29 protein-coding genes are annotated in these 26,786 nt (G+C 71.2%); 20 read left to right on the forward strand and 9 right to left on the reverse strand.

Translation table 11 applies throughout. The annotated features are described in order from the left end of the window. Positions 1-19: 19 nt before the first annotated feature. The 3 genes from OHA72_RS16985 (at position 20) to OHA72_RS16995 (ending at position 2,395) form a co-directional block, all read left to right on the forward strand. Positions 20-343, forward strand: coding sequence for an antibiotic biosynthesis monooxygenase family protein (locus tag OHA72_RS16985; RefSeq protein WP_327008786.1), 324 nt, complete (start codon positions 20-22; stop codon positions 341-343). Positions 344-361: 18 nt separating this feature from the next. After that, positions 362-856, forward strand: coding sequence for an Rv0361 family membrane protein (locus OHA72_RS16990; protein WP_327008787.1), 495 nt, complete (start codon positions 362-364; stop codon positions 854-856). 156 nt (positions 857-1,012) lie between these two features. Then, on the forward strand, positions 1,013-2,395 hold the full coding sequence (locus OHA72_RS16995) for a glycine--tRNA ligase (RefSeq protein WP_327008788.1): 1,383 nt from the start codon (positions 1,013-1,015) through the stop codon (positions 2,393-2,395). A 56-nt stretch (positions 2,396-2,451) separates the two neighbouring features. On the opposite strand, the gene OHA72_RS17000 is transcribed toward OHA72_RS16995, so the two are convergent. Beyond that, a complete protein-coding gene (locus OHA72_RS17000) occupies positions 2,452-2,934 on the reverse strand; it encodes an XdhC family protein (RefSeq protein WP_327008789.1) in 483 nt (160 codons plus the stop codon). Between the two features lie 42 nt (positions 2,935-2,976). On the opposite strand from OHA72_RS17000, the gene OHA72_RS17005 reads away from it, so the two are divergent. From OHA72_RS17005 to OHA72_RS17020, 4 genes are all read left to right on the forward strand, one after another. After that, positions 2,977-3,978 carry a permease gene (locus OHA72_RS17005; protein WP_327008790.1) on the forward strand — a complete coding sequence of 334 codons (1,002 nt, stop codon included), beginning with the start codon at positions 2,977-2,979 and terminating at the stop codon, positions 3,976-3,978. Then, positions 3,975-4,862 (forward strand): TIGR03943 family putative permease subunit, encoded by an 888-nt coding sequence (locus tag OHA72_RS17010; protein WP_327008791.1) that lies wholly within the window; start codon positions 3,975-3,977, stop codon positions 4,860-4,862. The genes OHA72_RS17005 and OHA72_RS17010 overlap by 4 nt, the downstream gene beginning before the upstream one ends. A gap of 1,302 nt (positions 4,863-6,164) precedes the next feature. Then, positions 6,165-6,893 carry a histidine phosphatase family protein gene (locus tag OHA72_RS17015; protein ID WP_327008792.1) on the forward strand — a complete coding sequence of 243 codons (729 nt, stop codon included), beginning with the start codon at positions 6,165-6,167 and terminating at the stop codon, positions 6,891-6,893. Positions 6,894-6,983: 90 nt separating this feature from the next. Next, the gene (locus OHA72_RS17020) at positions 6,984-7,481 is read left to right on the forward strand and encodes a YcxB family protein (protein ID WP_327008793.1); all 498 of its coding nucleotides are present in this window, start codon (positions 6,984-6,986) and stop codon (positions 7,479-7,481) included. Positions 7,482-7,494: 13 nt separating this feature from the next. Here the strand turns inward: OHA72_RS17020 and OHA72_RS17025 are convergent, their stop codons facing one another. Continuing rightward, positions 7,495-8,301: a class I SAM-dependent methyltransferase gene (locus OHA72_RS17025; RefSeq protein WP_327008794.1), complete on the reverse strand. Its 807-nt coding sequence runs from the start codon at positions 8,299-8,301 to the stop codon at positions 7,495-7,497. A gap of 281 nt (positions 8,302-8,582) precedes the next feature. Between OHA72_RS17025 and cobF the strand changes: the two genes are divergently transcribed. Continuing rightward, entirely contained in the window at positions 8,583-9,329 is a 747-nt protein-coding gene (gene cobF / locus OHA72_RS17030; protein ID WP_327008795.1) for a precorrin-6A synthase (deacetylating), read from the forward strand. A gap of 15 nt (positions 9,330-9,344) precedes the next feature. Here the strand turns inward: cobF and OHA72_RS17035 are convergent, their stop codons facing one another. Further along, the gene (locus tag OHA72_RS17035; protein ID WP_327008796.1) at positions 9,345-10,082 is read right to left on the reverse strand and encodes a zf-HC2 domain-containing protein; all 738 of its coding nucleotides are present in this window, start codon (positions 10,080-10,082) and stop codon (positions 9,345-9,347) included. A gap of 94 nt (positions 10,083-10,176) precedes the next feature. On the opposite strand from OHA72_RS17035, the gene OHA72_RS17040 reads away from it, so the two are divergent. From OHA72_RS17040 to OHA72_RS17080, 9 genes are all read left to right on the forward strand, one after another. Next, positions 10,177-11,181 carry an aldo/keto reductase gene (locus OHA72_RS17040; RefSeq protein ID WP_327008797.1) on the forward strand — a complete coding sequence of 335 codons (1,005 nt, stop codon included), beginning with the start codon at positions 10,177-10,179 and terminating at the stop codon, positions 11,179-11,181. 97 nt (positions 11,182-11,278) lie between these two features. Continuing rightward, the gene (locus OHA72_RS17045) at positions 11,279-11,857 is read left to right on the forward strand and encodes an RNA polymerase sigma factor (RefSeq protein WP_327008798.1); all 579 of its coding nucleotides are present in this window, start codon (positions 11,279-11,281) and stop codon (positions 11,855-11,857) included. 5 nt (positions 11,858-11,862) lie between these two features. Beyond that, a complete protein-coding gene (locus OHA72_RS17050) occupies positions 11,863-12,888 on the forward strand; it encodes a CU044_5270 family protein (RefSeq protein ID WP_327011581.1) in 1,026 nt (341 codons plus the stop codon). Between the two features lie 49 nt (positions 12,889-12,937). Beyond that, complete coding sequence (locus OHA72_RS17055; protein WP_327008799.1) at positions 12,938-13,735, forward strand: SAM-dependent methyltransferase; 798 nt, start codon at positions 12,938-12,940, stop codon at positions 13,733-13,735. Positions 13,736-13,888: 153 nt separating this feature from the next. After that, positions 13,889-14,194 carry a hypothetical protein gene (locus OHA72_RS17060; RefSeq protein ID WP_327008800.1) on the forward strand — a complete coding sequence of 102 codons (306 nt, stop codon included), beginning with the start codon at positions 13,889-13,891 and terminating at the stop codon, positions 14,192-14,194. Next, positions 14,194-14,940: a hypothetical protein gene (locus OHA72_RS17065; RefSeq protein WP_327008801.1), complete on the forward strand. Its 747-nt coding sequence runs from the start codon at positions 14,194-14,196 to the stop codon at positions 14,938-14,940. Before OHA72_RS17060 ends, OHA72_RS17065 begins: the two co-directional genes overlap by 1 nt. 16 nt (positions 14,941-14,956) lie before the next feature. Further along, positions 14,957-15,310: a YbaB/EbfC family nucleoid-associated protein gene (locus tag OHA72_RS17070; RefSeq protein ID WP_327008802.1), complete on the forward strand. Its 354-nt coding sequence runs from the start codon at positions 14,957-14,959 to the stop codon at positions 15,308-15,310. Continuing rightward, positions 15,307-15,690, forward strand: coding sequence for a YbaB/EbfC family nucleoid-associated protein (locus tag OHA72_RS17075; protein WP_327008803.1), 384 nt, complete (start codon positions 15,307-15,309; stop codon positions 15,688-15,690). Before OHA72_RS17070 ends, OHA72_RS17075 begins: the two co-directional genes overlap by 4 nt. Next, entirely contained in the window at positions 15,687-15,878 is a 192-nt protein-coding gene (locus OHA72_RS17080) for a hypothetical protein (protein WP_327008804.1), read from the forward strand. Before OHA72_RS17075 ends, OHA72_RS17080 begins: the two co-directional genes overlap by 4 nt. Before the next feature lie 24 nt (positions 15,879-15,902). On the opposite strand, the gene OHA72_RS17085 is transcribed toward OHA72_RS17080, so the two are convergent. Further along, positions 15,903-16,802, reverse strand: coding sequence for an NAD(P)H-binding protein (locus OHA72_RS17085; protein ID WP_327008805.1), 900 nt, complete (start codon positions 16,800-16,802; stop codon positions 15,903-15,905). A 375-nt stretch (positions 16,803-17,177) separates the two neighbouring features. Between OHA72_RS17085 and OHA72_RS17090 the strand changes: the two genes are divergently transcribed. Together OHA72_RS17090 and OHA72_RS17095 are read left to right on the forward strand one after the other, a co-directional pair. After that, positions 17,178-19,832 carry a glycosyl hydrolase family 95 catalytic domain-containing protein gene (locus tag OHA72_RS17090; RefSeq protein ID WP_327008806.1) on the forward strand — a complete coding sequence of 885 codons (2,655 nt, stop codon included), beginning with the start codon at positions 17,178-17,180 and terminating at the stop codon, positions 19,830-19,832. Between the two features lie 141 nt (positions 19,833-19,973). Next, positions 19,974-20,345 (forward strand): beta/gamma crystallin family protein, encoded by a 372-nt coding sequence (locus OHA72_RS17095; RefSeq protein WP_327008807.1) that lies wholly within the window; start codon positions 19,974-19,976, stop codon positions 20,343-20,345. A gap of 11 nt (positions 20,346-20,356) precedes the next feature. Here OHA72_RS17095 and dusB read toward each other — a convergent pair whose 3' ends face one another. Beyond that, positions 20,357-21,484: a tRNA dihydrouridine synthase DusB gene (gene dusB / locus OHA72_RS17100; protein ID WP_327008808.1), complete on the reverse strand. Its 1,128-nt coding sequence runs from the start codon at positions 21,482-21,484 to the stop codon at positions 20,357-20,359. 328 nt (positions 21,485-21,812) lie between these two features. Between dusB and ppdK the strand changes: the two genes are divergently transcribed. Next, entirely contained in the window at positions 21,813-24,473 is a 2,661-nt protein-coding gene (ppdK, locus tag OHA72_RS17105; protein WP_327008809.1) for a pyruvate, phosphate dikinase, read from the forward strand. A gap of 23 nt (positions 24,474-24,496) precedes the next feature. Here the strand turns inward: ppdK and OHA72_RS17110 are convergent, their stop codons facing one another. The 4 genes from OHA72_RS17110 to OHA72_RS17125 form a co-directional block, all read right to left on the reverse strand. After that, positions 24,497-24,868 (reverse strand): hypothetical protein, encoded by a 372-nt coding sequence (locus OHA72_RS17110; protein WP_327008810.1) that lies wholly within the window; start codon positions 24,866-24,868, stop codon positions 24,497-24,499. Positions 24,869-24,963: 95 nt separating this feature from the next. Beyond that, entirely contained in the window at positions 24,964-25,389 is a 426-nt protein-coding gene (locus OHA72_RS17115; RefSeq protein ID WP_327008811.1) for a roadblock/LC7 domain-containing protein, read from the reverse strand. A gap of 31 nt (positions 25,390-25,420) precedes the next feature. After that, positions 25,421-26,404: a hypothetical protein gene (locus tag OHA72_RS17120; RefSeq protein WP_327008812.1), complete on the reverse strand. Its 984-nt coding sequence runs from the start codon at positions 26,402-26,404 to the stop codon at positions 25,421-25,423. Continuing rightward, entirely contained in the window at positions 26,401-26,754 is a 354-nt protein-coding gene (locus OHA72_RS17125) for a hypothetical protein (RefSeq protein WP_327008813.1), read from the reverse strand. Before OHA72_RS17125 ends, OHA72_RS17120 begins: the two co-directional genes overlap by 4 nt. Positions 26,755-26,786 lie beyond the last annotated feature (32 nt).

Below are 26,786 nucleotides of genomic sequence, written 5' to 3' on the forward strand. Positions count from 1 at the left end.
GGGTCCGTATGCTCGCGGCATGCTGGTGGTGACAAGGTTCGTGCTGGACGGCGGCGACGAAGGGTTCGTGGAGCGCGCGCACACCGCGCTCGGCGCCCTCGCGGCCTGCCCAGGGTATCTCCGCGGCCGCCTGGCCCGCGCGTTCGACGACCCGGCGCACTGGAGCATCGTGACCGAGTGGCAGTCGGTGGGTGCCTACCGGCGGGCGCTGTCGGCCTTCGACGTGAAGATGTACGCCACGCCGCTGCTCGCCCAGTCCCTCGACGAGCCGTCCGCGTTCGAGGAGCTCGCCGAGGTAGCCCCGGGCGGCGCGCTCACGGTCACCGAGAGCGACCGGGCGTAGTTGGCTAATGTTGGGGGCATGATGCCCTCGCCGACCGAGGTGCCGGCGCCGCCACCCGGCCCCGGTGTGGTGACGCCGTTCGCGGCGCCGCCCCGTGACCGGGACATGCGCGGCCTGTGGATCGGCCTCGGCATCGGCGGTCTCGTCCTGGTGCTGTGCTGCATCGGCGGCGTGCTCGGCGGCGGGTTCCTGCTCGCCGGCCTGGAAGGCGTCGCCCGCTCGCAGCTGGCCAGCGTCGTGGACGACTACCTCACCGCGATGCGGGCACAGGACTACGACACGGCCCGCGCCCAGCTGTGCCCCGAGCAGCAGCGCACCCACACCGTCGCCTGGTATGAGGACCACTACGGCGGATCCGAGGTCACCAGCTTCACCGTGCACGAGGACGAGGTCGACGTGAACCTCCTGCAGGTCCCGGCGACGGTGAAGCGCCGGGGGCAGAGTGAGTCCGTGATGACGTTCACCATGCTGCAGCAGACGACCCGGTGGGTGATCTGCGGAGGGGTCGACTGATCCCACCCCGCGGCACTGCGGATAATCTGGTGCGGCTCGCCCGGGCGTAACCGTACCGTCGATGTGGACGTTGACGGTTTGCCCGTCTTGACCGACCTTTCAGCACCCGACACCCGCCTTGCCGACAGCCAGTCGCCGTGAGGCCGAGGAGGAACCATGGCCGCAGATCGCATCGATTCCGTCGTCAGCCTCGCGAAGCGCCGCGGCTTTGTCTTCCCGTCCAGCGAGATCTACGGGGGCACCCGCTCCGCCTGGGACTACGGCCCCCTCGGCGTCGAGCTCAAGGACAACGTGCGCCGTCAGTGGTGGCGCACCATGGTCCAGCAGCGCGACGACATCGTCGGCCTGGACTCCGCCGTCATCCTCTCCCGGGACGTGTGGGTCGCCTCCGGCCACGTCGACGCGTTCGTCGACCCGCTGACCGAATGCGCGTCCTGCCACAAGCGGTTCCGAGCGGACCACCTCGAAGAGGCGTTCGTCGAGAAGCACGGCGCCGACAAGCCCTTCGCCCTCGGCGAGATCAACTGCCCCAACTGCGGCAACAAGGGCACGTTCAGCGAGCCGCGCATGTTCAACGGCCTGATGAAGACCTACCTGGGCGCCGTCGAGAACGATGAGGGCCTGCACTACCTGCGGCCCGAGACCGCGCAGGGCATCTTCATCAACTACAAGAACATCGAGGGCGCCGCGCGCAAGAAGCCGCCGTTCGGCATCGCGCAGGTCGGCAAGAGCTTCCGCAACGAGATCACCCCCGGCAACTTCATCTTCCGCACGCGCGAGTTCGAGCAGATGGAGATGGAGTACTTCGTCGAGCCCGGCAAGGACGAGGAGGCCCACGAGTACTGGCTCCAGGAGCGCTGGAACTGGTACCTCGACCTCGGCCTGTCCGCCGACAACCTCCGCTTCTACGAGCACCCGAAGGAGAAGCTGTCGCACTACTCGAAGCGCACCGTCGACATCGAGTACCGCTTCCGCTTCGGTGGCCAGGAGTTCTCCGAGCTCGAAGGCATCGCCAACCGCACCGACTTCGACCTGACCACGCACTCCAAGCACTCCGGTGTCGACCTGTCCTACTTCGACCAGGACAAGAAGGAGCGCTGGGTCCCCTACGTCATCGAACCCGCCGCCGGTCTCACCCGCGCGGTCCTCGCGTTCCTGCTCGAGGCGTATGACGAGGACGAGGCGCCGAACACCAGCGGCAGCGTCGACAAGCGCACGGTCATGCGCTTCGACAAGCGGCTCGCGCCGGTCAAGGCGGCCGTGCTGCCGCTGTCGCGCAACGCGGACCTGTCGCCGAAGGCCCGGGACCTCGCCAAGCGGCTGCGCAAGCGCTGGACCGTCGACTTCGACGACGCGCAGGGCATCGGCCGCCGGTATCGCCGGCAGGACGAGATCGGCACGCCCTACTGCCTGACGGTGGACTTCGAGACGCTCAACGACAACGCCGTCACGGTCCGCGACCGCGACACGATGACGCAGGAGCGGGTGTCGCTGGACCAGGTCGAGACGTACCTGATCGAGCGCCTGCCCGGCTGCTAAGGCATGTTTGGTGCCTGGGTCCGCCTCAAGCCCGGCATCCACTGACCAAACACGCCTTAGAACGTATGGCCGCCAGGGCGGCCGTTACGGTCCGCGAGGAGGCCGGCGAGGGTCGCGAGCGCGATCTCCGCCGGCGTCTTCGAGCCGATGTTGAGCCCGATCGGGCGGTGCACCCGCGCGATCTCGTCCTCTTCCACGCCGAGCTCGCGCAGCGCTGCGACGTGCGGGCCGGCGTGCCGCGGGCTGCCCATCACACCGATCCAGCGGGCCGGCGTCCTGAGGGCGTCACGCAGCACCACCCCCAGCTCGGGGCGGTCGTGGTCGGTGACGACGACGTCGGTCCCGGCATCGACGGTGACGTCGTCCAGGCCGGGCTCCGCGAGGGCCACCCGGTAGCCCAGCGTGGCCGCGAAGTGCAGCAGGTGCGTGGCGACGGGGGAGTCGAACACCGCCACCAGGGCCCGGCCGTCGGCGGCGGGCTGGATCGCGCCGTGCGCCAGCGCGCACGCGGCGGTGTCGAATTCGGGTGCGTGGCTCATGCGCTTCGCCGAACTGTCATACCGGAACGGTAGCCTCCAGGCGTGACGTTGACCCAGCAGTCGGACCCGCCGGCCGCCGCCGCCAGACCGCGGCGGCGCAGGATCGGCTCGGTCGAGGTGCTCGCCGCGCTGCTCGTCGTGGTGGTGCTGTTCCGAGGCCCCCTCACCGACTCCCTGTCGGCACCCGCGTTGCAGACGTGGCTGACGGTGTTCGTGTCCGTGATGACCCAGGCGATCCCGTTCCTGGTGTTCGGGGTCGTGCTGTCGGCGGTCATCGCGGTGTTCGTGCCGCCGTCGTTCTTCGCCAAGGCGCTGCCGAAGCATCCGGCGCTCGCCGTGCCGACCGCCAGCGTCGCCGGGGTCGTGCTGCCCGGCTGCGAATGCGCGTCGGTGCCGGTCGCCGGCGCCCTGGTCCGCCGCGGTGTCACGCCCGCGGCCGCGTTCGCGTTCCTGCTCGCCTCGCCGGCGGTCAACCCGATCGTGCTGGTCTCGACCGCGGTCGCGTTCCCCGGCCAGCCGCGGGTCGTCATCGCCCGTGCCCTGGCCAGCCTCGTCGTCGCGTGCCTGATGGGCTGGCTGTGGCAGGCGTTCGGCAAGGGCAGCTGGCTCAAGATGCCGTCACGGGCGCACCTGGACGGGATGGACAAGTGGCCGGCGTTCTGGGCCAGCGTCCGTCACGACGTGCTGCACGCCGGCGGGTTCCTGGTCATCGGCGCCGCGTCGGCCGCCGTCATCGGCGTCGTCGTGCCGAAGTCGTGGCTGTCGCAGCTCGCCGCCGACCCGGTGATCGCGATCGTCGTGCTGGGCCTGCTTGCCGTCCTGCTGTCCATCTGCTCGGAGGCCGACGCGTTCGTCGCCGCCTCGCTGACCCAGTTCTCCATGACCGCCCGGCTGGCGTTCATGGTCGTCGGTCCGATGATCGACCTGAAGCTCTTCGCCATGCAGGCCGGCATCTTCGGGCGCGGGTTCGCGCTGCGGTTCGCGCCGGCGACGTTCGTGCTCGCGATCGGGGTGTCCGCGGTGGTCGGGACGGTGCTGTTGTGAACAGGCAGGCGCAGGCCGTCATCCTGCTGCTCGTCGGGGGAGCGGTGCTGCGCGCCAGCCTCACCGACCAATACCTCAACTACGTCAAACCGGGTCTCCAGCCCTATCTCGTCCTGGCCGGGGCGATCCTGGTCATCGCCGGGCTGTTCTCTCTCTGGTACGAGTTGCGCCCCGCCTCGCCCGCACCGGCCGGCAGGCCCGCGACGGGCGGCGGTCCGGCGGTGCCCGCCGGGTCCGCAGTGGGCGGCGGAGCTGCGGCCACCGCCGGGCAGGCAGACGCTGCCGGCCCGGGCGACCACGTCGGGCAGGACCACGACGGGCATGACCACGACGGGCACGACCACGGCGACGGTGACGCCCACCTCGACGACGGGCACGGGCACGGCCCCGGCGGGCCGAAGGTCGCCTGGCTGCTGCTCGCCCCGGTGCTCGGGCTGCTGCTGGTCGCACCGCCGGCGCTCGGGTCGTATGCGGCCGGCCGGTCCGGCTCGGCTCTGGTCGAGAAGTCCGACTTCGCGCCGCTGCCCGCCGGCGACCCGGTCAGGCTGACCATGCTCGACTACGCGTCCAGGGCCGTCTTCGACCGCGGGGTGTCGCTGGGCGAGCGCCGCATCGAGCTCATCGGGTTCGCCATGCGAGGGCCCGAAGGCACCTGGCTGCTGGCCCGCATGATGGTCAGCTGCTGCGCCGCCGACGCCCGGCCGGTCAAGGTCGCCCTGTCGGGCCAGCTGCCCGACGACCTGCACGACGAGCAGTGGCTGCGGGTCACCGGCGGCTACACGGGCCGCCAGGTGAAGGACACGGTCAACGGCGAGACGATCCCGTTCATCGAGGTGGCCGACGTCGCGCTGATCCAGGCCCCGATCGAGCAGTACGAGTCGTAACCCGCAACAACTCCGGGTGTCCCGGGCCGGACCGGCTTCCGCCGCCGCGCGTCCGGCAGAGCATCGCGGCCAGCGCGGCGCCGTGGTGCAGGGCTTCAGCGGGGCCGTGTCGCAGGACGAGCGTCTCGCCGCGCAGGTCGCCGCGGTCTGGGGTTGCGCGCCGCCGCCGTCGCTGCCGTCGTCGTTGCCGCGGAGACGATTCGGTTCGTCGAGGTGGTCGAGGCCGTATTGCTCTAGGCGAAGGTCGAGCGGCACGAGTCGTAGTCCGGCAGCGACCCCCGGTTTCCTGGCCGGCTCGGCTCCCGCCGCCGCGTGTCCGGCAGCGCACCCCGGCCAGCGAGGCGCCGTGGTGTGTTACTGAGCACCATCGCCGCCGCTGCGGAGACGATTCCGTTCGTCGAGGTGGTCGAGGTCGTGTTGATCCAGGCGCCGGTTGAGCGGCCTGAGTCGTGGTCCGGCAGCGACTCCCGGTTTCCTGGCCGGATCGGCTTCCGCCGCCGCGTGTCCGGCAGCGCACCCCGGCCAGCGCGGCGCCGTGGTGCAGGGCTTCAGCGGGGCCGTGTCGCAGGACGAGCGTCTCGCCGCGCAGGTCGCCGCAGCCTGGGTTGAGCGCCATCGCGGTCGCTGCGGAGACGGCTCCGTTCGTCGAAGTGGCCGATGTCGCGCTGATCCAGGCCCCGATCGAGCAGCACGAGGCGTGTCCGCAGCGACCCCGGGTGCCCGGGCCGGACTGGCTTCCGCCGGCAGGGGATCGTGGCCTGCGTGGCGCCGTGGTGCAGGGCTCTCTGCGTGTCGTGCTGCGGGAGTTCCGTGTGCCGTCTCACAGGACTGGGTTGAGCACCGCTGACGGCGAGACAGTCCATTCATCGACGTGGTCGAGGTCGTGTTGCTCCAGGTGTCGGTCGAGCAGCATGAGTCGTAGTCCGCAGCATCCTGGGTGTCCCGACCCGACCGGATTCCGTGGCCGCAGGGCGACGCGGTGGGTTGCAGCAACCTTCTGCCGTGTTGTGGCAGTAGGCGTGCTGCCCACGGGTGCATACCCCCACGTGGCCGTTCCAGCGCCTGTGTCCAGGTGGGGGGCGGGCACGGTCCTGCGGCGCAGGTCGCCGTCCCGGTGTGTGCAGTTCCCGGCTGGCGTCGACGCTGACCCCTTTCCGTGATCACGGGACGGGCGTGTGCCGTTCTCGACAGTGAACCCGTTCATCCGGGTTGGTCGCCGTCGGTGGGAGGTGCGTGGTGGTGGGACAGTCGAGGGGGTGAAGGTCGCTACGGTCCGGCCGAAGGCCGCTGAGGAGGAATACGTTGACGAAGCGTCCGGCGTTACTGGTGCTCGTGCGGCATGCCGAGTCGGCACGGAATCAGGCGAAGAAGGGCAGTGTGTACTTCGCTGATGACGCGGCGCGGCAGGTGGTGCGGGGGGTGCCCGATCATCTCATCGAGCTGACCGCTGATGGGCGCAAGCAGGCGGAGCAGACGGGGCACGCGATCCGGGAGCGGTTCGGGGTGTTCGACTACGTGTACACGAGTGGCTACGCGAGGACTGTGCAGACCGCGGAGGGTTTGCTCGGGGCGTACACGGCGCAGGAGCGGGAACGGATGCGGCTGCGGACCAACCTGTTCGTGCGTGAGCGTGACCCCGGGTTCGCGTACGACATGACGACCGCTGAGGCCGAGGCGGCGTTTCCGTGGCTGAACGAGTACTGGCACACGTTCGGCGGGTTCATGGCGCGGCCGCCCGGTGGGGAGAGTCTCGCCGATGTGACCGGGCGGGTGCACACGTTTCTGGACACGCTGTTCCGGGACAGGGCGGGGCAGAAGATCATGGTGGTCACGCACGGCGGGACGTTGCGGTGCTTCAGGTTCCTGTTGGAGCGGTGGGGGTATCAGCAGGCGCAGCGCTGGCCGGAGGGGCAGACGCCGGCCAACTGCGGGGTGACGACGTACCGGGTCGCGGCCTCCGGTGAGCAGCTGGAGCTGGAGGACTACAACCGCGTCTACTGGACGGTCGGGTCGGCCACCGACGGCATCTGAACCGGCCCGGTTCCGTCCGGGAGGACGCGACCGTGCCCCGTCGCGCGGACCGCACCGGTGTACGGTGTGCGCGGCGACGGGGGGAGAACGATGCACATCAGCTTCACGGTCGAGCCGGACCAGGCTCGCGCCCGTCGTGCCATTCAGACCACGATGGGCGGGAAGCTGCTGCGCCTGTCCATCCTCGGCGCGGTCGTCGCCGCCATCGGTGTGGTGATGTTCGTCAATGACATTCCGTCGGGGGCGGCGCCGGTCGCGCTCGGGGCCGGGCTGCTGTGCTTCCCGTGGCTGGTGTCGCGGGCCGCGGCGCAGGCCAGGACCGGGATTCTCGGGGAGACGGCGACGTACGAGCTGACCGACGTCGACGTGCAGGCGCACACCAGGAGCCTCAACGTCGGGTACCGGTGGGAGTCGGTGCAGGCGGTGCGGGAGACGCCGGAGTTCTGGATCGTGACGGTCGCCGGGATCAACCCGCTGGTGCTGCCGTGGACGCAACTGCCGCCCGCCGAGGCCGCCGAGGCCAGGCGGTTCCTGGTCGGCCGTGGCCTGCTCGCGGTGGCCGGGCGCGAGTCGACCCTGGGACGCTGAGACCGCGAAACCGTCAGGTCGTGCGGTCGGCCAGGGCCAGGAAACGGCCGGGGGCGTCGTCGTAGCCGGTGAGCCGCCAGCCTGACCGGGCGGCCGCCGCGGTCAGCGGGCCCTCGGCGAGGGGCTCGTCCGGGCGCAGGACCCGGCCGTGGCGGGCGGCGAGCGCGGCGCGGCCCGTCGGGTGGAAGAGCACCAGCCGCCCGCCGGTCCTGATGACCCGGGCGAGCTCGCGGAGCCCGTCGACGGGGTCCGGCAGGTGCATGACGAGCCCCGCGGCGAACACGGCGTCGAGGCTGCCGTCCGCGAACGGCAGGCGGCCCGCGTCGGCGAGCACGAGACCGCGGTTGCCCTTCTCGCGGGCCTTGGCGAGCATCTGCGGCGTGTGGTCCAGCCCGATGACGGTCCCGGCCAGGCCGACGGCGGCGCGCAGCGCGGGCAGGGCGCGGCCGGTGCCGCAGCCGGCGTCGAGCACGACCCCGCCCGGCGGCAGGGCCGCGGCCTCGACCGCGGCGGCGTACGCGGGCAGGTCGTCGCCGAACTTCGCGTCCCAGGTGTCGGCGCGGACGCCGAAGAACGCCCGGGACTCCGCCAGGTGCCACCGGTGGTGCGGCAGGAGCCGCGCGGCGAGGTGCCGGATCACCGGCCACTCGGGGTCGTGCAGGTCGACGACGACGTCCGCGGTATCGCCCCTGGTGCCGTCGGCGGCGTGCTGCCGGCGTGACGTGCGCAACCAGACGACCACGTCCCAGCCGCCGGCCGGCGGGCTGTCCCGCGCGCCGGACCCGTCGGCGACCAGCACCGCCCCGGAAGCCGGCGGCACCGCCCCGGAAGCCGGCCCCGGAAGCCGGCGGCACCGCCCCGGAAGCCGGCGGCACCGCCCCGGAAGCGGGCGGCAGGCGGGTGGAAGGGCGGCCGGCCGAGCGCAGCGCCGTCATCAGGCGGTCAGCCACCTGGCCGGTCCGCTCGTCGGTGCCGTCGACCACCACGGTCGCGGGCCCCGGCGGGACCGCCTCCACGAGCAGCGTCATGACCTCGTTCCACCGGTCCTGCGTCATCGGTCCATCATGCAGAACGGCCCGCGCCGCCTGACATCATGGGCCGGTGCGAAAGGTACTGATCATCGGAATCGGCGCGGGCGACCCGGACCACGTCACCGTGCAGGCGGTCGACGCCATGAACGCGGTCGACGTGTTCTTCGTCCTCGACAAGGGCGACACGACCGCGGACCTGACGGAGGCGCGGCGGGCGATCTGCGAGCGGTTCGCCACGCGGCGGCCGTTCCGGACGGTGGTCATCGCCGACCCGCCCCGCGACCGGACCGCCGCGGACTACGAGGGCGCGGTGCGGGACTGGCGCGACGAGCGGGCCCGGCTGATCGAGGAGGCGCTGCTGGCCGAGGAGGGCGTCGTCGGCATCCTCGCCTGGGGGGATCCGGCGTTGTACGACGGCACGATCCGCATCCTGGACACGATCGCCGCCCGGGGCAACGTGGCCGTCGACTATGAGGTCATCCCCGGCATCACCAGCGTCCAGGCGCTCACCGCCCGGCACCGGATCATGCTGAACCGGGTCGCCGGGCCGGTCCACATCACGACCGGGCGGCGCCTCGCCGCAGGCTGGCCCGACGGGTGCGAGGACGTCGTCGTGATGCTCGACGCGGACCTCGCCTGCCGTGCGTACCGCGACGAGGACATCGACATCTACTGGGGCGCGTACCTCGGCACCCCGGACGAGCTGCTCGTCGCCGGCCGCCTCGGCAAGGTCGTCGACGAGATCGACGCGGTCCGCCGCGAGGCCCGCGCCCGCAAGGGCTGGATCATGGACACGTACCTGCTGCGGCGGGTCTAGCGCCGGGCGCCGGGTTCAGGCGGCCCGTTTGACGCGCGCCTGGCCCTGGATCAGGCGCAGCGGCGCCGGGGCCGGCGGCTCGTCGACGGCGTCGAGCGCCGGCGGGCGGCCGAACCGGCGCGCCGGGCGTTGCCGGTCGGCGGGCGGGCCCCCGGGGTCGAGCGCGGGACGGGACAGGGCGACCACGATCGCGTACCCGGCGAGGACGAACCCGTGGCTCACCAGCCGCGCCGTCTCCACCGCCCCGGCGAGCAGGTCGTTGGCGGACAGCAGCGCCAGCAGCGCCACGAACGCGGTCAGCATCGGCAGCGCGCCGGCCGGGGTGGCCCGCCGGGTCGCGATCCAGGCGAACCCGGCGCCGATCGCCACGTTCCAGGCGGCCGACTCGTGGAACACGTGACCGGCCTCGTGCACGTGGGCGGTCGCCGCGTTCGCCGCCTGGGCGATGCCGAGCACGAACTGCGCCGCGCCGAACCCGCCGAGCAGCACCCGCAGCGAGAACACCAGCCGCCGCCGGGTGAGCACCTCACGCAGCGAACGACGCGACGACGGGGCGAAGCCCGCCAGGAGGCGTTGCGCCGGTGGCGGAGCGGCGTGCAGCGGCCACAGCCGTACCATCCGCGTCGCCGCGAACGCCTGCTCCTGCCACTGCCGGCACGCCGCGCACTGCGACAGGTGCGCGTCGACCAGCGCCGGCGCGACCGCCTCGTCCTCGCCGTCCATCCGCGCGGACAGCGCTTCCCGGTACCGCATGCACTCCACGGACGGGTAGTCGCCGCCGAACCAGGGGAAGTTCCCGTGTGGCTACGATTGGCGCCGGGCATCGGGCGAGATCATGGGGGTTGCGATGCGGTACCGGACGTTCGGGCAGACCGGGCTGCGCGTCTCGGAGCTGTTCCTGGGTGCGATGACGTTCGGCGAGCAGGGCGGGGTCGGCGCGCCGATCGAGGAGTGCCGCAGGATCCTCGACGCGTACGCCGACGCGGGCGGCAACGTGCTGGACACCGCCAGCAACTACCGGGGCGGCGCGAGCGAGGAGATCCTCGGCGAGCTCCTGGAGGGCCGGCGGGACCGGTTCGTGCTGACCACGAAGTACAGCGTCACGCGCGACGCGGCCGACCCCAACGGCGGCGGCAACCACCGCAAGAACCTGCGGCTGTCGCTGGAGACGAGCCTGCGCCGGCTGCGCACCGACCACCTCGACGTCTACTGGGTGCACATCTGGGACCGGCACACGCCGATCGAGGAGACGATGCGGGCCCTCGACGACGCGGTACGGTCCGGGAAGGTGCTGCACGTCGGCATCTCCGACGCGCCGGCGTGGGTCGTGTCCCGGGCCAACACCCTCGCGCAGTGGCGCGGCTGGACCGCGTTCGCCGGCCTGCAGGTGCCCTACAGCCTGCTCAACCGGGACGTCGAGCGGGAGCTGCTGCCGATGGCGGAGTCGTTCGGGATGACCGTCGCCGCGTGGAGCCCCCTCGGCAACGGGGTGCTCTCCGGCAAGTACACCGGCGGCAGCTCACCGACCCGGCGGCTCGACCCGTCCTCGATCTCCGAGCACGACCTGTCCGTGGCGCGGGCCGTGCAGGCGGTCGCGGACGACCTCGGCGTCACCCCGGCGCGGGTCGCGCTCGCGTGGACCAGGGTCCGGTCCCGGGCGGTCCACCCGATCGTCGGCGCCAGGTCCCTGGAGCAGCTCACCGACAACCTCGGCGCGCTGGACGTGGAGCTGCCGGCGGAGCACGTCGCCCGCCTGGAGGAGGCGACGGCGTTCACGCTCGGCTTCCCGGCGGACTTCATCGCGCAGACCACGCCATGGGTGTTCGGGGCTGCCGCCGCGGTCGAGGACTGAAACCGGGAACCGTGGCGCGGCGGTCGGGCAAGTACCGGGTGTACTGACCGACAGCCGAGAGGCCTGATGCCCGATGACCAGACCAACCGAGACAGCGGTGGCCACCGAACCGGTGGGCGATGCCGTGATCATCGCGCGGTCCCTGGATGAGCCCGAGCTCTTCGCCCTGATCTTCCGCCGGCACGCGCCGGTGATCCAGCGGTACGTGACCCGCCGCCTCGGCACGGCATGCGCCGAGGACGTCTGCGCCGACGTGTTCCTCGCGGCGTTCCGGCAGCGGCACCGCTACGCACCCGACCGGCTCGACGCCCGGCCGTGGCTGTTCGGCATCGCCACCAACCTGATCGGCCGGCAGCGCCGCGCCGAGATCCGGGCGCTGAAGGCCCTCGAACGCACCGGCATCGACCCGGTGACGGAGGGGTTCGAGGTGCTCAGCGACGCCCGGCTGGGTGCGGATGCCGTCAACCGGCGGCTCGCCGCGGCGCTCGCGGACCTGCGTCCCGGGTACCGCGACGCGCTGCTGCTGGTGGCGTGGGGCGACCTCACGTACGAGGAGATCGCGGTCGCACTCGGTGTGCCCGTGGGAACGGTGCGGTCCCGGGTGAACCGGGCTCGAAGCAGGATGCGCGTGGCACTCGGCGGGGCGGACCCGACGTCCATCCAGGAGGACCTGTGAACGACATGCGACAACTCCGCGAGTTCCGCGGCGAGGTGCCGGAGATGTCCGGTGCCGTACTGACGGAGGCCGAACGGTCCTTCGTGACGACCCTGCGGGCGCAGCGCGCTGCCCGGCCCAGGTCCCGCCGCCCGCTGCTGGCGGTCGCGGGCCTCGCCACGGCCGGGGTGGCGGTGGCGGTGGCGGTGCTGCTGACCACGACGACCCCGCCGGCGGCCCCGCCGTCCGCGGTCGGCTCGGCGTCGGCTTCGGCGAAGGCCGGGCTGCGGCCCGTCTCCGTCGCCGAGGTGCTCGACCTCGCCGCGGCCGTCCCCGGGGTCACACCCGGCCCGGGGCAGTTCGTGGTCACCGAGTCCATCGTGCAGGACCAGGCGTTCTTCGGCGACGACGGGCGCTACCTGTACCGGATGAAACGGACGACCTGGATCTCCTCGGACAACACGAAACAGGGTGCGATCCGGTCCGAGAACCTGGCGCCGCTGCCGTTCCCGGGGCGCGCCGTCCCGGCGGGCGTGCCCGCGGCCGGCTCGGTCGACGAGAACGTGCTGTGCCCGGCGAAGGGCGGGGAGATCAGGCAGGACTACGCGTTCTACGGCACCCTGCCGGCCGACGCGCAGGGCATGCTGACCTACTTCAGGAAGTTCCCCGGCGGCGGCGCCGACAAGAACTTCTACCTGTGGAAGGCCGGCACGGAACTGGCCGGTGCGGCGATGCCCGCGGCCCAGCACACGGCCGTGTACCAGGCGTTGAAGCTCGTCCCCGGTGCGCAGCTGGTCGGCGACGCGCAGGACGCCGCCGGCCGCGGCGGCGTCGCGGTCGGCTACGTCAACGCCGCCCAGGGCATCCGCTACGAGCTGATCTTCGACGGGAACACGTTCGCGTACCTCGGCTCGCGGTCCGTCGTGGTCGACGCGGCCAAGGCCGGGGCGCCCGCCGGCACCCAGCTGGCGGCGACCGCCCAGCTGTCGGTGACGGTGTCGGACGCGGCGCCCCCGGTGGCGCCCGGCCCGAAGCAGGCGCCCTGCGCGTAGATCCATGACGGCGGGCACGGGTGCGGACACATCGATTAACCTGAACGTCATGACGGGACAGGACCGGATCGACACATCGGTGCCCCACCCGGCCCGCCGCTACAACTACTGGCTCGGCGGCAAGGACCACTTCGCCGCCGACCGGGCCTCCGGCGACGAGATCGCCGCCGCGTTCCCGACCGTGCGCACGGCGGTGCTGGCCAACCGGGCCTTCCTCCGCCGTGCCGTGCGGTTCCTGGCCGAGGAGGCCGGCGTGCGCCAGTTCCTGGACATCGGCACGGGCCTGCCCGTGCCGGACAACACCCACGAGCTGGCGCAGCGTGCCGACCCCACATCCCGCGTCGTCTACGTCGACAACGACCCGATCGTGCTCACCCACGCGCGGGCGCTGCTCACCGGTACCCCCGAGGGGAAGACCGCGTACCTGGAGGCGGACCTGCGCGACCCGGCCGCGATCCTGGGCCATCCCGACCTGCGCGCCACGCTCGACCTGGACCGTCCCGTCGCCCTGCTGCTCGTGGCGATCCTGCACTTCGTCCACACCGACGAGGCCGCCCTGCCGATCGTGCGGACCCTGCTGTCCGCGCTGCCGTCCGGCAGTTACCTGGTCGCCACGAACGCGACCGTCGACTTCGCCGACGAGGCCGGCGCCGCCGCGTACCGGGCGATGTTCGCCGCCGGTCGCACCGACGGTTACGCGCGCACCGCGGCGCAGTTCGGCGCCTTCTTCGACGGCCTGGAGCTGGTGCCGCCCGGCGTCGTCGCGGTCTGCGACTGGCGGGGCAGCTACCCGGACGCCACGCCCGCCGAGGTCGCGATGTACGCGGCGGTGGGCCGCACACCATGACGGCGCGCTTCGGGCCCGTGCGGCGGCTCGCCGTCCTGTCCGACTGACGGTGCCGCCGGTGTGTTGACACACCGGCGGGTGAGCTGAAACTGTCGTCCGCGACGATGCATTGACGAGTGAAGCATTGACAAGAGTCGGCCGACGGGGGCAGCAATGGGCCAAGGCATCAAGTTCAAGATCGACGACGTCCGGCACGGGGCGACCACCATCAAGGCCGACGGCGAGCGGTTCAAGACCGAGATCCAGCCGCGGCTGGAGGAGCTCAACCTGCCGTGGACCGCGTTCCCGATCGGCGTGCCGGTGCTGCACACCTCCTACGAGCAGGCACGCACGGGCCTCAACGAGGTCGCGGCCGGGATCGGCGACGCGTTGATCGCGGTCGGTGACGCGCTGGGAAAGGTCGCCACCTACTACGAAGAGGTCGAGCGCCGCCACGCCAAGGAACTGGGGATCAGCTGATGGTCAGCAGCACACCCGCGTCCGGGCTCGCCCTCGCCGGGATCGACGAGGCCGCCATCATCGCCCTCGGCGTCGTCCTGTCCCGCATCGGCGCGCCCAGCCCGGTCGTGTTCGCGGTGCCGGCCGCCTGCGAGGCGTTCGCCCTGGTCTATGCCGACCCCAAGCCGTGGTATGAGGCGGCGGACTACTGGTCGGACATCCGCACGGTGACGTCCGCCGCCGCCACGGACCTCACGAACACCCAGAAGGCGCTGCTCGCCGACGCCTGGCAGGACGACGGCGCGCTGGAGTTCCGCAAGTACGGCGACCGGCTGTACAACATGGTCAACTCGCTGAACAAGCTCGTCGACGTCACCGCGTCGGAGTGCTCCGCGGTCGGCGGGCTCTTCCTGGCCGTGCAGATCGAGTTCCTCATCGCGATGGTCACCGCGATCCTCGAGTGCATCGCTGCCAGCCTCGCCCCGGACCCGACCCTGACGACGCAGGTCATCCTCAAGACGATCATCCTGGGCGTGGCGATCGCGATCGTCGGCGCCATCGTCGGGACCATCGTGGCCTACCTGTCCACCATGGCGAGCATGAAGCAGAAGATCGCCGGCGCCTACGCGGAGCTGGCCGGTCACCTCAAGGACCAGAACGGCAACCTGAGCGGCAAGGCCGCCGCCCTGGACCCGGAGCGGCTGTCCGCCATCGGCAACCCGGGCGGCTGGAAGCTGGCCGAGATCCCGCCCAGCCTGCTGCACTGACGGCGACGGAGCACCCGTGAACGACGACCCATTCGCCCGGCTGACCGAGCTGACCCGGCGGCTTGCCCGCACTGGCCTGCTCGAGGACGCCGAGAAGATGCAGCAGGAGACCAGGGCCGCCCAGGCGGCCATGGCCGAGCAGCTGAGCGCCACCGGCACCGCCACCGACCCGACCGGCCTCGTCGAGGCGACGGTCCGCGTCGACGGCACCGTCGAGGGCGTGCACATCACGGCGTACGCGATCCGTGACCTCGACCACGAGCAGCTGCAGAAGGCCTGCGCCGACGCGATCCGTGCGGCCCGCGCCGCCGCGGCCGCCGAAGCCGGCGCCTGGCTGGCCAGGCCCGGCGACCAGGGAGACCCGCGGTGAACGACGAGGAGCTGCTGCGCGGCGTGCCGGACCTGATCCGGCCGATGGTGAACGACGTGCTGGGCCTGCGGTCGCAGCTGACCGAGCTGGAGTGCGAGGGCTCCGACGCGACCGGGCTCGTCACCGCGGTCACCGACGCCTGGGGCGGCCTGCGCGAGATCCGGCTGCACCCCACCGCCCGCCGCCGCCTGGACAACCTCTCGCTCGGCGACGCCGTCCGCGACGCGGTGAACGCCGCGGCCGCCCAGTCACGCCAGGAGTACCGCCGCGTGCTGGACACCATCAACGTCTTCGGCATCCCCCTGGGCGAGGCCAAGGCCGACCCCGGCGCCGCCGCCCGCCGCGTGATCGACGAGTCCGCCAGGGGCGGCACCGGGTGAGGCGCGCGGGTTCCGGCTTCGTGGCGCTCTACCTGGCCCTGTTCGGCCTGGCGATGCTGGCGTACGGCGCGTACACCTGGATCCGCAGCGCACAGGACGGCGACCCCGGCACGCTCCTGGGTGGCTGCCTGGTCGTGTTCGGCCTCGTGTTCGCGGGGCTCGCCGCGCTCACCTGGTCCCGCCGCTGACCCCGCCGGTCCGGGGACACGTGGTCAGGTGCGCCCGGCGACGACGTCACGGATGCTCATGGGTGGCCGGCCGATGACGGCCTCGACGTCGTGGGTCAGGCGGTCGTAGCGACCGTCGTGGTGCAGCCGCGCCATGGTGACGAGATGGTTCTGCAGGTGCTCCGGCAGGCCGAGCGGTGTCAGCACCTCGTCGATCCATTGCCGCAGCGGGACGTCCACGTAGGTGACCGGCCTTCCCAGCGCGGCCGTGAGCTCCGCCGCGATGGCGGTCATGTCCTGCGAGCGGGCGCCGGTGAGCTCGTACACCTTCCCGGCGTGCGGCACGGGCCCGATCAGCAGGGCCGCGACCACCTCGGCGACGTCACGCGCCGCCACCGGTGAGGTACGCGCGGACCCGAACGGCAGCCGGAGCACGCCGTCGCCGGGCACGTCGAAGATCGGGTTCTCCAGGAAGGCGGTCGGCCGCACGTGCACGACCGGTAGCCCCGACCAGTTGAGCACCTGCTCGCCGAGCCAGTGCAGCCGATGCTGCTTCGACTCGGTGGTGCTGGTCAGCGTCATCTGCGAGACCGTCATCTGCGACATGTTCACCAGCGCCGTCACGTCGCCCTGCGCCCGGGCGGCGGCCGCCACGGTCGCCGTCGCCTGCAGGTACCGCGCCGACACGCTCATGCCGAAGTACACGCGGCGGCACCCGTCGAGGGCCCGCACGACGTCGCCCGCCTCGGTGAGATCCCCGGCGACGACCTCGGCGCCGGTGGCCCGCAACGCCTCGGCCCGCTCGTCCTCCCGGTGCACCATCGCCCGCACCGGCACGCCCCGCCGCCGCAGCAGCTGCACGACGGACCGGCCGACCGCCCCGACACTTCCGGCCGCGCCGGTGACGAGCACGGGCGCGGCAGGCCCGTCCGGGGATGCCGTCATGTGCGCAATGCTCGTCGCGACCCGCACCGCCGGCGACACCCGGCCCGGGGGAACCGCCGCCTCCGGCCGCGGTCCTGCGGGCCGTCCACCGTGACGGTCGGGTATGCCGCAGTTGGCCGTGTGTATTGACAGCGGCCTAGCGGTCATCCTATGTTTCGCCGAGCATGTCCGTAACCCGTCGAGAGGTGCGACCGCCAAACGCACCGCAGGGTGGTCTGCGTCTATCAGGCTGCCGTCAAGCTGTGTTCGACGACCGAAATACATCCCATGTATGCGCCGCCTTGATCGTCCGGGATGCGTGACACGCCGGGGTCTTCGGCGAGCCCCTGAAGGATTCAGCGTCATCGGCCTCACGTAGTCCGACAAGGAGCCGCGATGTCCCCCACCCCCTGGCGCCGGGCGCTCACGCCCGCCGTCGTCGCCGCCACACTGACCGGCACGTTGTTGCTCGCAGTCGTCCAGTCCGGGCCCGCCAACGCCTCGACGACCGACGCCGCGTTCAACTCGAGCTCCGGCACTCTGGACGTGAACTACGGTTCGTACCTGTCCAAGCACGACGTCGTCTACAACTCGCCGAACACCAACCCGCTGTACGGCCTGACCGTCGGCAACGGCCGGACCGGTGCGATGGTCTGGAACGCCAACCAGCTCTCGATGCAGGTGTCGGGCGTCGACCTGTCGGAGCAGTCGGCGTACGCGGCCGGCAACGTCAACCTCACCACGACGCCGGCGATGAACACCGGGTATTCGACGTTCCAGCAGCGGCTGTCGCTGTACGACGGCACGCTGACGACGAAGTACGACACCAACCGCACGGTCACGATCATGGGCTCGCCCAACTCCGAGGTCATGGGCATCCACGTCGACGACACCCGGACGGGCGTCTCGAACATCACCCTCGAGCTGAGCCTGTGGGATCTCAACGCGGTCACCAACTCCGCTGACGTGCCGAACCTGACCACCTGGAAGACCGCGTCGACCTTCGCCGACGCGGGCGGCATCGGCATCTCCCGCGGCCAGGCCGACCCGAACGGGTTCGGCTACACGCTCGCCGCGTCGGTGGAGGGCGCCGGCTACACGTCCTCGACCGTCAACGGCACCCGCGTCCGGCTGACCATCACACCGTCGTCGAGCTACACCATCTGGTTCACGGCGGCGTCGCGGATCAACGCGCCGAACCGGGACTCCGTCGCCCAGGCGCGCAACCAGCTCTCCTCGGTGAAGGCCACCGGCTACGGCACCACGCTGAACAACTACAAGAACTGGTGGCACAGCTTCTGGGGCAGGTCGTTCGTGCAGTACGGCGGCAGCAACGACGCCGACTACCTGGAGAACGCCTACTACCTGTCGACCTACATGATCGCCGCCGGCGGGTTCGGCAACTACCCGGTGCACTTCATCAACGGGGTGTTCCGCGCGACGCAGGACAACACGAAATGGTCCAACGGCTACTGGTACTGGAACCAGCGCGACGTCTACAACTCATTCCTGGCATCGAACCATGTCGACATGATGTCGACGTTCAACCGCCTCTACAGCCGAAATCAGGGTGCGCTGACGTCGTACACCCAGACGCGGTACGGGGTCGGCAACGCGCTGTGGGTGCCGGAGACGATGGGCTGGGACGGTAACGCGCGCGGCACCGTCGGCAGCGACTACGTCAACGACATCTACTCCACCGGCACCGAGGCCGCGTACAACATGTACCTGCAGTACCGGTACTCCAACGACACCGCGTACCTGCAGAACACGGTCTACCCGTTCATGCGTGACGTGCTGCGCTTCTACCAGAACCGGTTCCAGCTGCAGAACAACGAGTGGGTCATGCCCAACTCCAACGCACACGAGACCTACTGGGACGTGCGCAACGCGATCACAGACCTTGCCGCCGTGCGGCTGCTCGCCCCGATCGCCATCCAGGTGTCCACCGACCTCGGCGTCGACAGCGGGCTGCGCTCGCAGTGGCAGGACCTGGTCAACCGGATGCACCCCTACCAGGTGTCCAACGGTGCCTGGCTGCCGCACGACCCGCCCGCGCCGGCCCAGCAGCGCAACGGCGAGAACGTGTCGGCCGAACTGATCTGGCCGTACGACCGCACCGGCATCGGCGCGAGCGACTACCAGACCGCGCTCAACACGTGGAACAGCCGGCCGAACCCGTACAGCAACGTGTGGGCCAACGACCACGCCCAGGCGGCCCGGCTGGGCCTCGGCGACCAGACCTTCAACGGCATGAAGACCATGCTGCAGCGCTACCAGAACTATCCCAACGGCATGACCAACAACACCAACGGCGTCTTCGAGTATCTCGGCATCCACCTGGTGGCGATGAACGAGGCGCTGATGCAGAGCTACAACGACAAGATCCGGGTGTTCCCCGCCGCGCCGACGTTCGGCGGTTTCACCGGCAAGTTCACACTGCTGGCGAAGGACGGCTTCCTGGTCTCCTCCGAGCGTGAGGGCGGCGAGATCAAGTACGTCGGCCTGCGCAGCCTGCACGGCAAGCAGGCCCGGGTGGTCAACCCGTGGGGCACCCAGCAGGTCCGGGTCCGCCGCACCTCCGACAACGCGGTCATCACCACCGCAGGCGCGTCGGAGATCAGCTTCGCCACCGCGGCGAACACCAACTACGTCGTGGAGCGCACCGCGAAGCTGCTGTCGGCGTACTCGGCGACCACGCTGACCGGCACCCAGAACAACGGCGTGAAGTCACTGTCCGGCACCGCATCGACCCTCGGCATCGGTGGTGGCGGCCAGCCCAGCGGCGGCCCGACGTTCTACGGCGACATCAACTTCGGCGGTCCGGCGGTCTCGCTCGGCGCCGGCAACTACGACCTCTCGCAGTTGCAGGCGGCCGGGATAGCCAACGACAGCATCTCGTCCATCCGGGTCCCCAGCGGTTACACCGTCACCGCGTTCCAGCACAGCGGCTTCGCCGGGACGCAGTGGACGTTCACCGCCGACAACTCGAACATGCTCAACACGGGCAACAACGACGCGATCTCCTCGATGCGCATCACCCAGAACTAGCCGGCGGTGCGCCGGCGTCGTCGATGCCCTCCCGGTCGCGGCGTCGGCGCGCTGGTCCGGCTCGTCCGGCAGCACACCGGCGCCGGCGTGCTGCCGGCATCGGCGTGCCGCACAGCGAAATCAGTCCGACAAGGAGCCGCGATGTCCACCACTGCCTGGCGCCGGGCGCTCATGCCCGCCGTCGCGGTCGCCGTCCTCCTGGCCGGCGCGTTGTTGTACACGGCCGTCCGGTCCGGGCCCGGCGACGCCGGCCCGACGTTCTACGGCGACATCAACTTCGGCGGTCCGGCGGTCTCGCTCGGCGCGGGCGACTACGACCTCCCGCAGTTGCAGGCGGCCGGGAAGGTCAACGACAACATCTCGTCCATCCGGGTCCCCGCCGGCTACACCGTCACCGCGTTTCAGCACAGCGGCTTCATCGGGACGCGGTGGACGTTCACCGCCGACAACCCCGACATGCGCGACACCGGCAACAACGACGCGATCTCCTCGATGCGCATCACCCGGACCTGACGACGCGGCGCTCAGCCGCCGCTGTCGTCGAGTTCGGCGCCTTCGGGGATGGTGTCGTCGTCGCGGTCGGCGAGCCAGTCCTGGGGGAGGACCACCTTCGCCGGGGTGCCGGTGCGGCCTCTGGGTTGGCCGAGGATGTCGCGGGGGAACGGGACCGCCGGGTCGAGCTGGGCGAGCAGGGCGCCGAGCTCGGCCAGGGACGACGCGGTGGCCATGGCGGCGCGCAGTTCGCCGCCGACCGGGAAGCCTTTCAGGTACCAGGCGACGTGCTTGCGGAAGTCGGTGACGCCTTCCTTTTCGCGGCCCCACCATTCGACGAGCAGGGTCGCGTGGCGGTGCATCAGGGTGGCGACCTCGCCCAGGGTGGGGAAGGCGCGGTCGGCGCGGCCGGCGAAGGCGGCGGCCAGGTCGGCGAAGAGCCACGGGCGGCCGAGGCAGCCGCGGCCGATCACCACACCGTCGCAGCCCGTCTGCGCCATCATGCGCAGCGCATCCTCGGCTTCCCAGATGTCGCCGTTGCCGAGGACGGGGATGTCGAGGGTCTGCTTCAGCGCGGCGATCGCGTCCCAGGAGGCGATGCCCGAATAGCGTTGGGCGGCGGTGCGGGCGTGCAGCGCGACCCACGCGACGCCGGCGTCCTGGGCGATGCGGCCCGCGTCGAGCATCGTCACGTGCGAGTCGTCGATGCCGATGCGCATCTTGATCGTGACCGGCAGGCCCTGGGCGCCTTCGACGGCGGACGTGACGATGTCGCGGAACAGGCGGCGCTTCCACGGCAGGGCGGAGCCGCCGCCGCGGCGGGTCACCTTGGGCACGCTGCAGCCGAAGTTCATGTCGATGTGGTCGGCGAGGTCCTGCTCGACGACCATCTCGACGGCCTTGCGGATGGTGGCCGGGTCGACGCCGTACAGCTGCAGGCTCCTCGGCCGCTCGGCCGCGCCGAACTGGATCATGCTCATGGTCTTGGGGTTGCGTTCGACCAGGGCGCGGGTCGTGATCATCTCGCAGACGTAGAGGCCGGCACCCTGTTCGCGGCAGAGCTGGCGGTACGCCACGTTCGTGATGCCGGCCATCGGGGCGAGCACGACGGGCGGGTCGACGACGTAGGGGCCGAGCTTCAGGGTCACGTCTCCGAGCATGCCATGCGGGGCTCCGAAGCACTGCGGGGGCCGACGGCACCGCGCAGAAATGATGCTCAGTGGTGATTGAAAATGCGGCGGAGAATGCAGGTGTACGCATCCCGAAGTGCGGGAATGCAAGAAGCCGTAAAACGGGCATGAAGCCGAACGGTGCGCGAAGCTGCTTGGTGGAGCGCTCCCAAATGCACTGGTAAGAGCCTTGTATGCCGTTCCTTGTGCGACTTGTCATAAGGCCGTGCCAAAGCGCGGAACACCGCTTTACGGTGTGCCGCACACGGGAACCCTAACGATGGCTTAGCCCGCACCAGTAAGGGTAGTGGAGGCGTCAGTGGAGAAGTTCGTCTACGACTTCGAAGAGGGCAACCGGGATCTCAAGGATCTTCTCGGAGGCAAGGGAGCCAACCTCGCCGAGATGACCAACCTCGGCCTGCCGGTGCCGCCCGGGTTCACCATCACCACCGACGCGTGCCGTGTGTACCTCAAGACCGGCAGCCTGCCCGAGGGGATGGACCGCCAGGTCGGGGAGCACCTCGCCGCGCTGGAGGCCAAGATGGGCCGCAGGCTCGGCGACCGGCACGACCCGCTGCTCGTCTCGGTCCGGTCCGGGGCGAAGTTCTCGATGCCCGGCATGATGGAGACGGTGCTCAACGTCGGGCTCACCGACCACAGCGTCGCCGGCCTCGCGGCGCAGGCCGGCGGGGACGAGCGGTTCGCCTGGGACTCCTACCGCCGGCTGATCCAGATGTTCGGCAAGACCGTGTGCGAGGTCCCCGGCACCGAGTTCGAGCACGCGCTCGACGACGCGAAGCACGCCGCCAAGACCAAGGACGACCTGGGCCTCGACGCGGCCGCGTTGCGGCAGCTGGTGCAGCGGTACAAGGAGATCTTCCGCGAGCACACCGGCCGTGACTTCCCACAGGACCCGCGCGAGCAGCTCGACCTCGCCGTCAGCGCCGTCTTCGGCTCCTGGAACGCCGACCGTGCCGTGCTGTACCGGCGGCAGGAGCGCATCCCGACCGACCTCGGCACGGCCGTCAACGTGGTGGCGATGGTCTTCGGCAACCTCGGCGCCGACTCGGGCACGGGCGTCGCGTTCACCCGCGACCCGGCGACGGGTGAGCCCGGCGTCTACGGCGACTACCTCGCCAACGCGCAGGGCGAGGACGTCGTCGCCGGCATCCGCAACACCACCCCCCTCGAAGGCCTGCGGGACAAGGACCGGCACAGCTACGACGAGCTGATGGCCATCATGGCGAAGCTCGAGGAGCACTACCGGGACCTGTGCGACATCGAGTTCACCATCGAACGCGGCAAGCTGTGGATGCTGCAGACCCGGGTCGGCAAGCGGACCGCCGCGGCGGCGTTCGTCATCGCCACGCACCTCGTCGACGAGGGCGTCATCGACATGGACGAGGCGCTGCGGCGGGTCAACGGCGCGCAGCTGGCCCAGCTGATGTTCCCGACGTTCGACCTGAGCGGCGAGCCGGAGCAGCTCACCCGGGGCGTCGGCGCGTCGCCGGGCGCCGCCGTCGGCAAGGCCGTGTTCGACGCCGGGCACGCGGTGGCCATGGCCAAGGAGGGTGAGCAGGTCATCCTGGTGCGCCGGGAGACCAACCCCGACGACCTGCCCGGCATGATCGCGGCGCAGGGCATCCTGACCAGCCGCGGCGGCAAGACCTCGCACGCGGCCGTGGTCGCCCGCGGCATGGGCAAGACGTGCGTGTGCGGCGCCGACGACCTCGACGTCAACCTCCACAAGGGACAGTTCACGGTGGACGGTCACGTGGTGTCCGAGGGTGACGTCATCTCCGTCGACGGCACCACCGGGCGGATCTACCTCGGTGAGGTGCCGGTCCAGCCGTCGCCGGTCGTGCAGTACTTCGAAGGCACCCTCGACGCCGAGGCGGACCCACTCGTCAGCGCGGTGCACCGGATCCTCACCCACGCGGACGACACCAGGAAGCTGAGGGTGCGCACCAACGCCGACACCGGTGAGGACGCCGCGCGGGCGCGCCGGTTCGGGGCGCAGGGCATCGGGCTGTGCCGGACCGAGCACATGTTCCTCGGCGAGCGCCGGGCACTGGTCGAGCGGCTCATCCTGGCCGGCACCGCGCAGCAGCGGGACGCGGCCCTGGCGGAGCTGATGCCGTTGCAGCGGGCCGACTTCATCGAACTGTTCCGTGAGATGCGGGGCCTGCCGGTGACGGTACGGCTCATCGACCCGCCGCTGCACGAGTTCCTGCCGCCGCTGGAGGACCTCGCGGTGAAGGTCGCCGTCGCCGAGGAGCGCGGGCAGGACCCGGGGCACGACAAGGACCTGCTCGACGCGGTGCGGCGGATGCACGAGGAGAACCCGATGCTGGGCCTGCGCGGGGTGCGCCTCGGGCTGGTCATCCCCGGGCTGTTCGCGATGCAGGTGCGGGCGATCGTCGAGGCCGCGGCGCAGGTCGACGGCGCACACCCGGAGATCATGGTGCCGCTCGTCGGCGCGGTGCAGGAGCTGGAGACGATCCGCGCGGAGGCCGAGAAGATCATCGGCGAGTACGACGTCGAAGTGAAGATCGGCACGATGATCGAGGTGCCCAGGGCGGCGCTGACCGCCGGCGACATCGCCCAGGCCGCGGACTTCTTCTCGTTCGGGACCAACGACCTGACCCAGATGGGCTGGGGCTTCTCCCGCGACGACGTCGAGGGCGCGTTCTTCTGGCGGTACCTGGAGCTGGGCATCTTCGGGGTGTCGCCGTTCGAGTCCATCGACCGCGACGGCGTCGGCCGGCTGGTGCGCATCGCCGTCGACGAGGGCCGGGCGGCCCGTCCCGAGCTGCACTTCGGGGTCTGCGGCGAGCACGGCGGCGACCCCGAGTCGGTGCACTTCTTCCACGAGGTGGGCCTGGACTACGTGTCGTGCTCACCGTTCCGTGTGCCCGTGGCACGGTTGGAGGCCGGCCGCGCGGCCGTGACCGAGCAGTCGACCTCCGACACCCGTTAGACAGGCTTCAGGGACGGGGACCGTCAGACGTCGAGCTCGTCCTCGATGCGGGACAGCTGGTGCCGGGCCAGCGCGAGGTTGGCCCGGGACCGCAGCAGCGCCAGGTACAGGAACAGCCCCTTGCCGGAGCGCCCGGTGACCGGCCTGATCAGGTGGTACTGGTTGTTCAGCGTGATCAGGATGTCCTCGATGCCGTCCTTGAGGTTGAGCATCTCGATGGTGCGCATCTTGGCGCGGACCACGTCGGTGTTGCCGGCCGCCGCGACGGTGAGGTCCAGGTCCTTCGAACCGCCGAGCACGCCGAGCGCCATACCGCTGTTGTAGTCCACCAGCGCGACGCCCATCGCGCCGTCGATGGTCATGAGTTCCTTGAGCGCCGTTTCCATGTCCGCCATGGCTACCTCCGTGAGCTTGATAGGGGGAGTGTCACTGGGTTTCGGTGCCGGGTCGCTGGTTCGTCTCGGTCGTCGGTGGACCCCGCCGTTGCGGCCTACCATCGGGCCGGCTCGGGCAGCGCCTGGGAGAAGGTGAGCGCGGCGGTGGCCACGACCCGCGAGACCACCGCGATCGCCCGCCGTGCCTCGTGATGCAGCCGCGCGACGTTCGCCTTGTCGCCGGCCAGCAGCACCAGCACGGCGCCGTGGCCGGCCATGTACATGGCGACGTGGCCGCCCGTACTGCTGATCAACACCTCCTGGAAGTCCTCGTGGCCGGCGCTGTCGGCGATGCGCTGGCTGACACCGAGGCAGGCCGCCGCCAGCGCGGCGACACCCTCGACGACCACCGACTCGGCGTCCTCGACGATGAGCAGGCCGTCGGTGCTGGCGACCAGGCAGCCGGTGAGCTCCGGCACGGCCCGGCGCAGCCGGTGCAGCTCCGCGAGCAGCTCGCCGCGCAGTTCCGTATCGGTGGTCATTGCCGTTTCACCTCCATCTGAAGAGCCGGCCTCATCGCAGGGATTGCAGCGCCGAGCGGATGCGCTTGAGCAGTGAGTCGTCGGGGGCCTTGTCGATCGCGCCCGGCAGCACGGCCAGGGCGCTGACCCCCGCCGGCAGGTGCCGCCGGGTGCCGGACGGCGGGTCCTCGAACGTGAACGTCCCCGGCACCCGCCGGGGCAGGACCTCGCGGATGTCCGCACCCCCGTTCGCCGGCGCCTCGGCGCCACCGGCCGCCGGGGCGGTCGGCGCGGACGCGGCGGCGGGCTCCGCCGGCTCCGTCGCCTCGGGCGGCTCCGGCGGTTCGAGCAGCCCCGCCGCGGCGAGCCGCCGCACGTCGAGGGTCACCGCGTACGCGGAACGCCCCAGCAGGCCGGCCAGCTCCAGCGGGGTGCGGTGACCGTCGGCGTGCAGCACGATCTCCCACTGCAGCCCGGACACCAGCACCCGGTCGAGACCGGGTCGCAGGACCGGTCTGACCGCGGCGGTGTCGGTGACGTCGGAGGGGTGCACTTCGTCGAGGATGTGCCGCTGCCGCACGACGTGGTCGCACAACTGGTCCGCCGTCACGGTGCAGTCGGCGCCGAGCCAGTGCTCGATGTCCGGGGCGAAGCGCAGCTCGGCCCGCTCGGTGGACAGCACGAAGTACGCCGCGTCGTAGAGGGCGTTGAGCGCGCACAGCTCGATCCCGGTGGCGCTGACGTGCCCGCCCTCCACCAGGGCCCGGGCGGGCCGGGACGGGATGGTCTCCCACACCCGCTCCTCGACCAGCCCGGCGGCGGTGAGGAGCCGGTCGACGCTGGGCGCGGCCGGCGACTCGACGCCGTTGACCAGCCCGTCGCGGATGAAGATCACGCCGCCGGGCTCGCCGACGACGGTCAGCGCCCCGGTCACGCCCAGCGCGGCGAGCTGTGCGAGCGCCTTCGCCGGTGTGACGCCCTTGCCGAGCTTCGGCTGCTGCCGGGCGCCTTTCTGCACGGTGCCCACGCTGTTCATGCCAGATCTTCGGCGAGCGAGCGGATGCGGCGGCGGGCGATCGCCAGGTTGCCCTCGGTCCGGTCGAGCCAGACGTACAGCACCAGCCGCGAGTCGAAGCCGGTGCGCACCGGGCGGATCAGGTGGTACGCCGCCGAGGTGCTGATGATGACGTCCTCGACCGTGTCACCGGGCACCGCCGGGGCGTAGGCGGCGGTCTGCATCGCGGCGTGGATGACGCTCGCGGTGCCCAGCGCCGCCGCGGTCGGATCCGCGTGCGGTGCCACCGGCTCCTTCCCGCCTTGCATGCCCAGCGACTGCCCGGTGGTGTAGTCGATGAGGCTCGCCCCGATGGCGCCGCGAATCGTCATCGCGCGTCGCAGGCAGTCATCGATAGCAGGCA

It is taken from the genome of Dactylosporangium sp. NBC_01737 (assembly GCF_035963215.1).
GTDB lineage: Bacteria > Actinomycetota > Actinomycetes > Mycobacteriales > Micromonosporaceae > Dactylosporangium.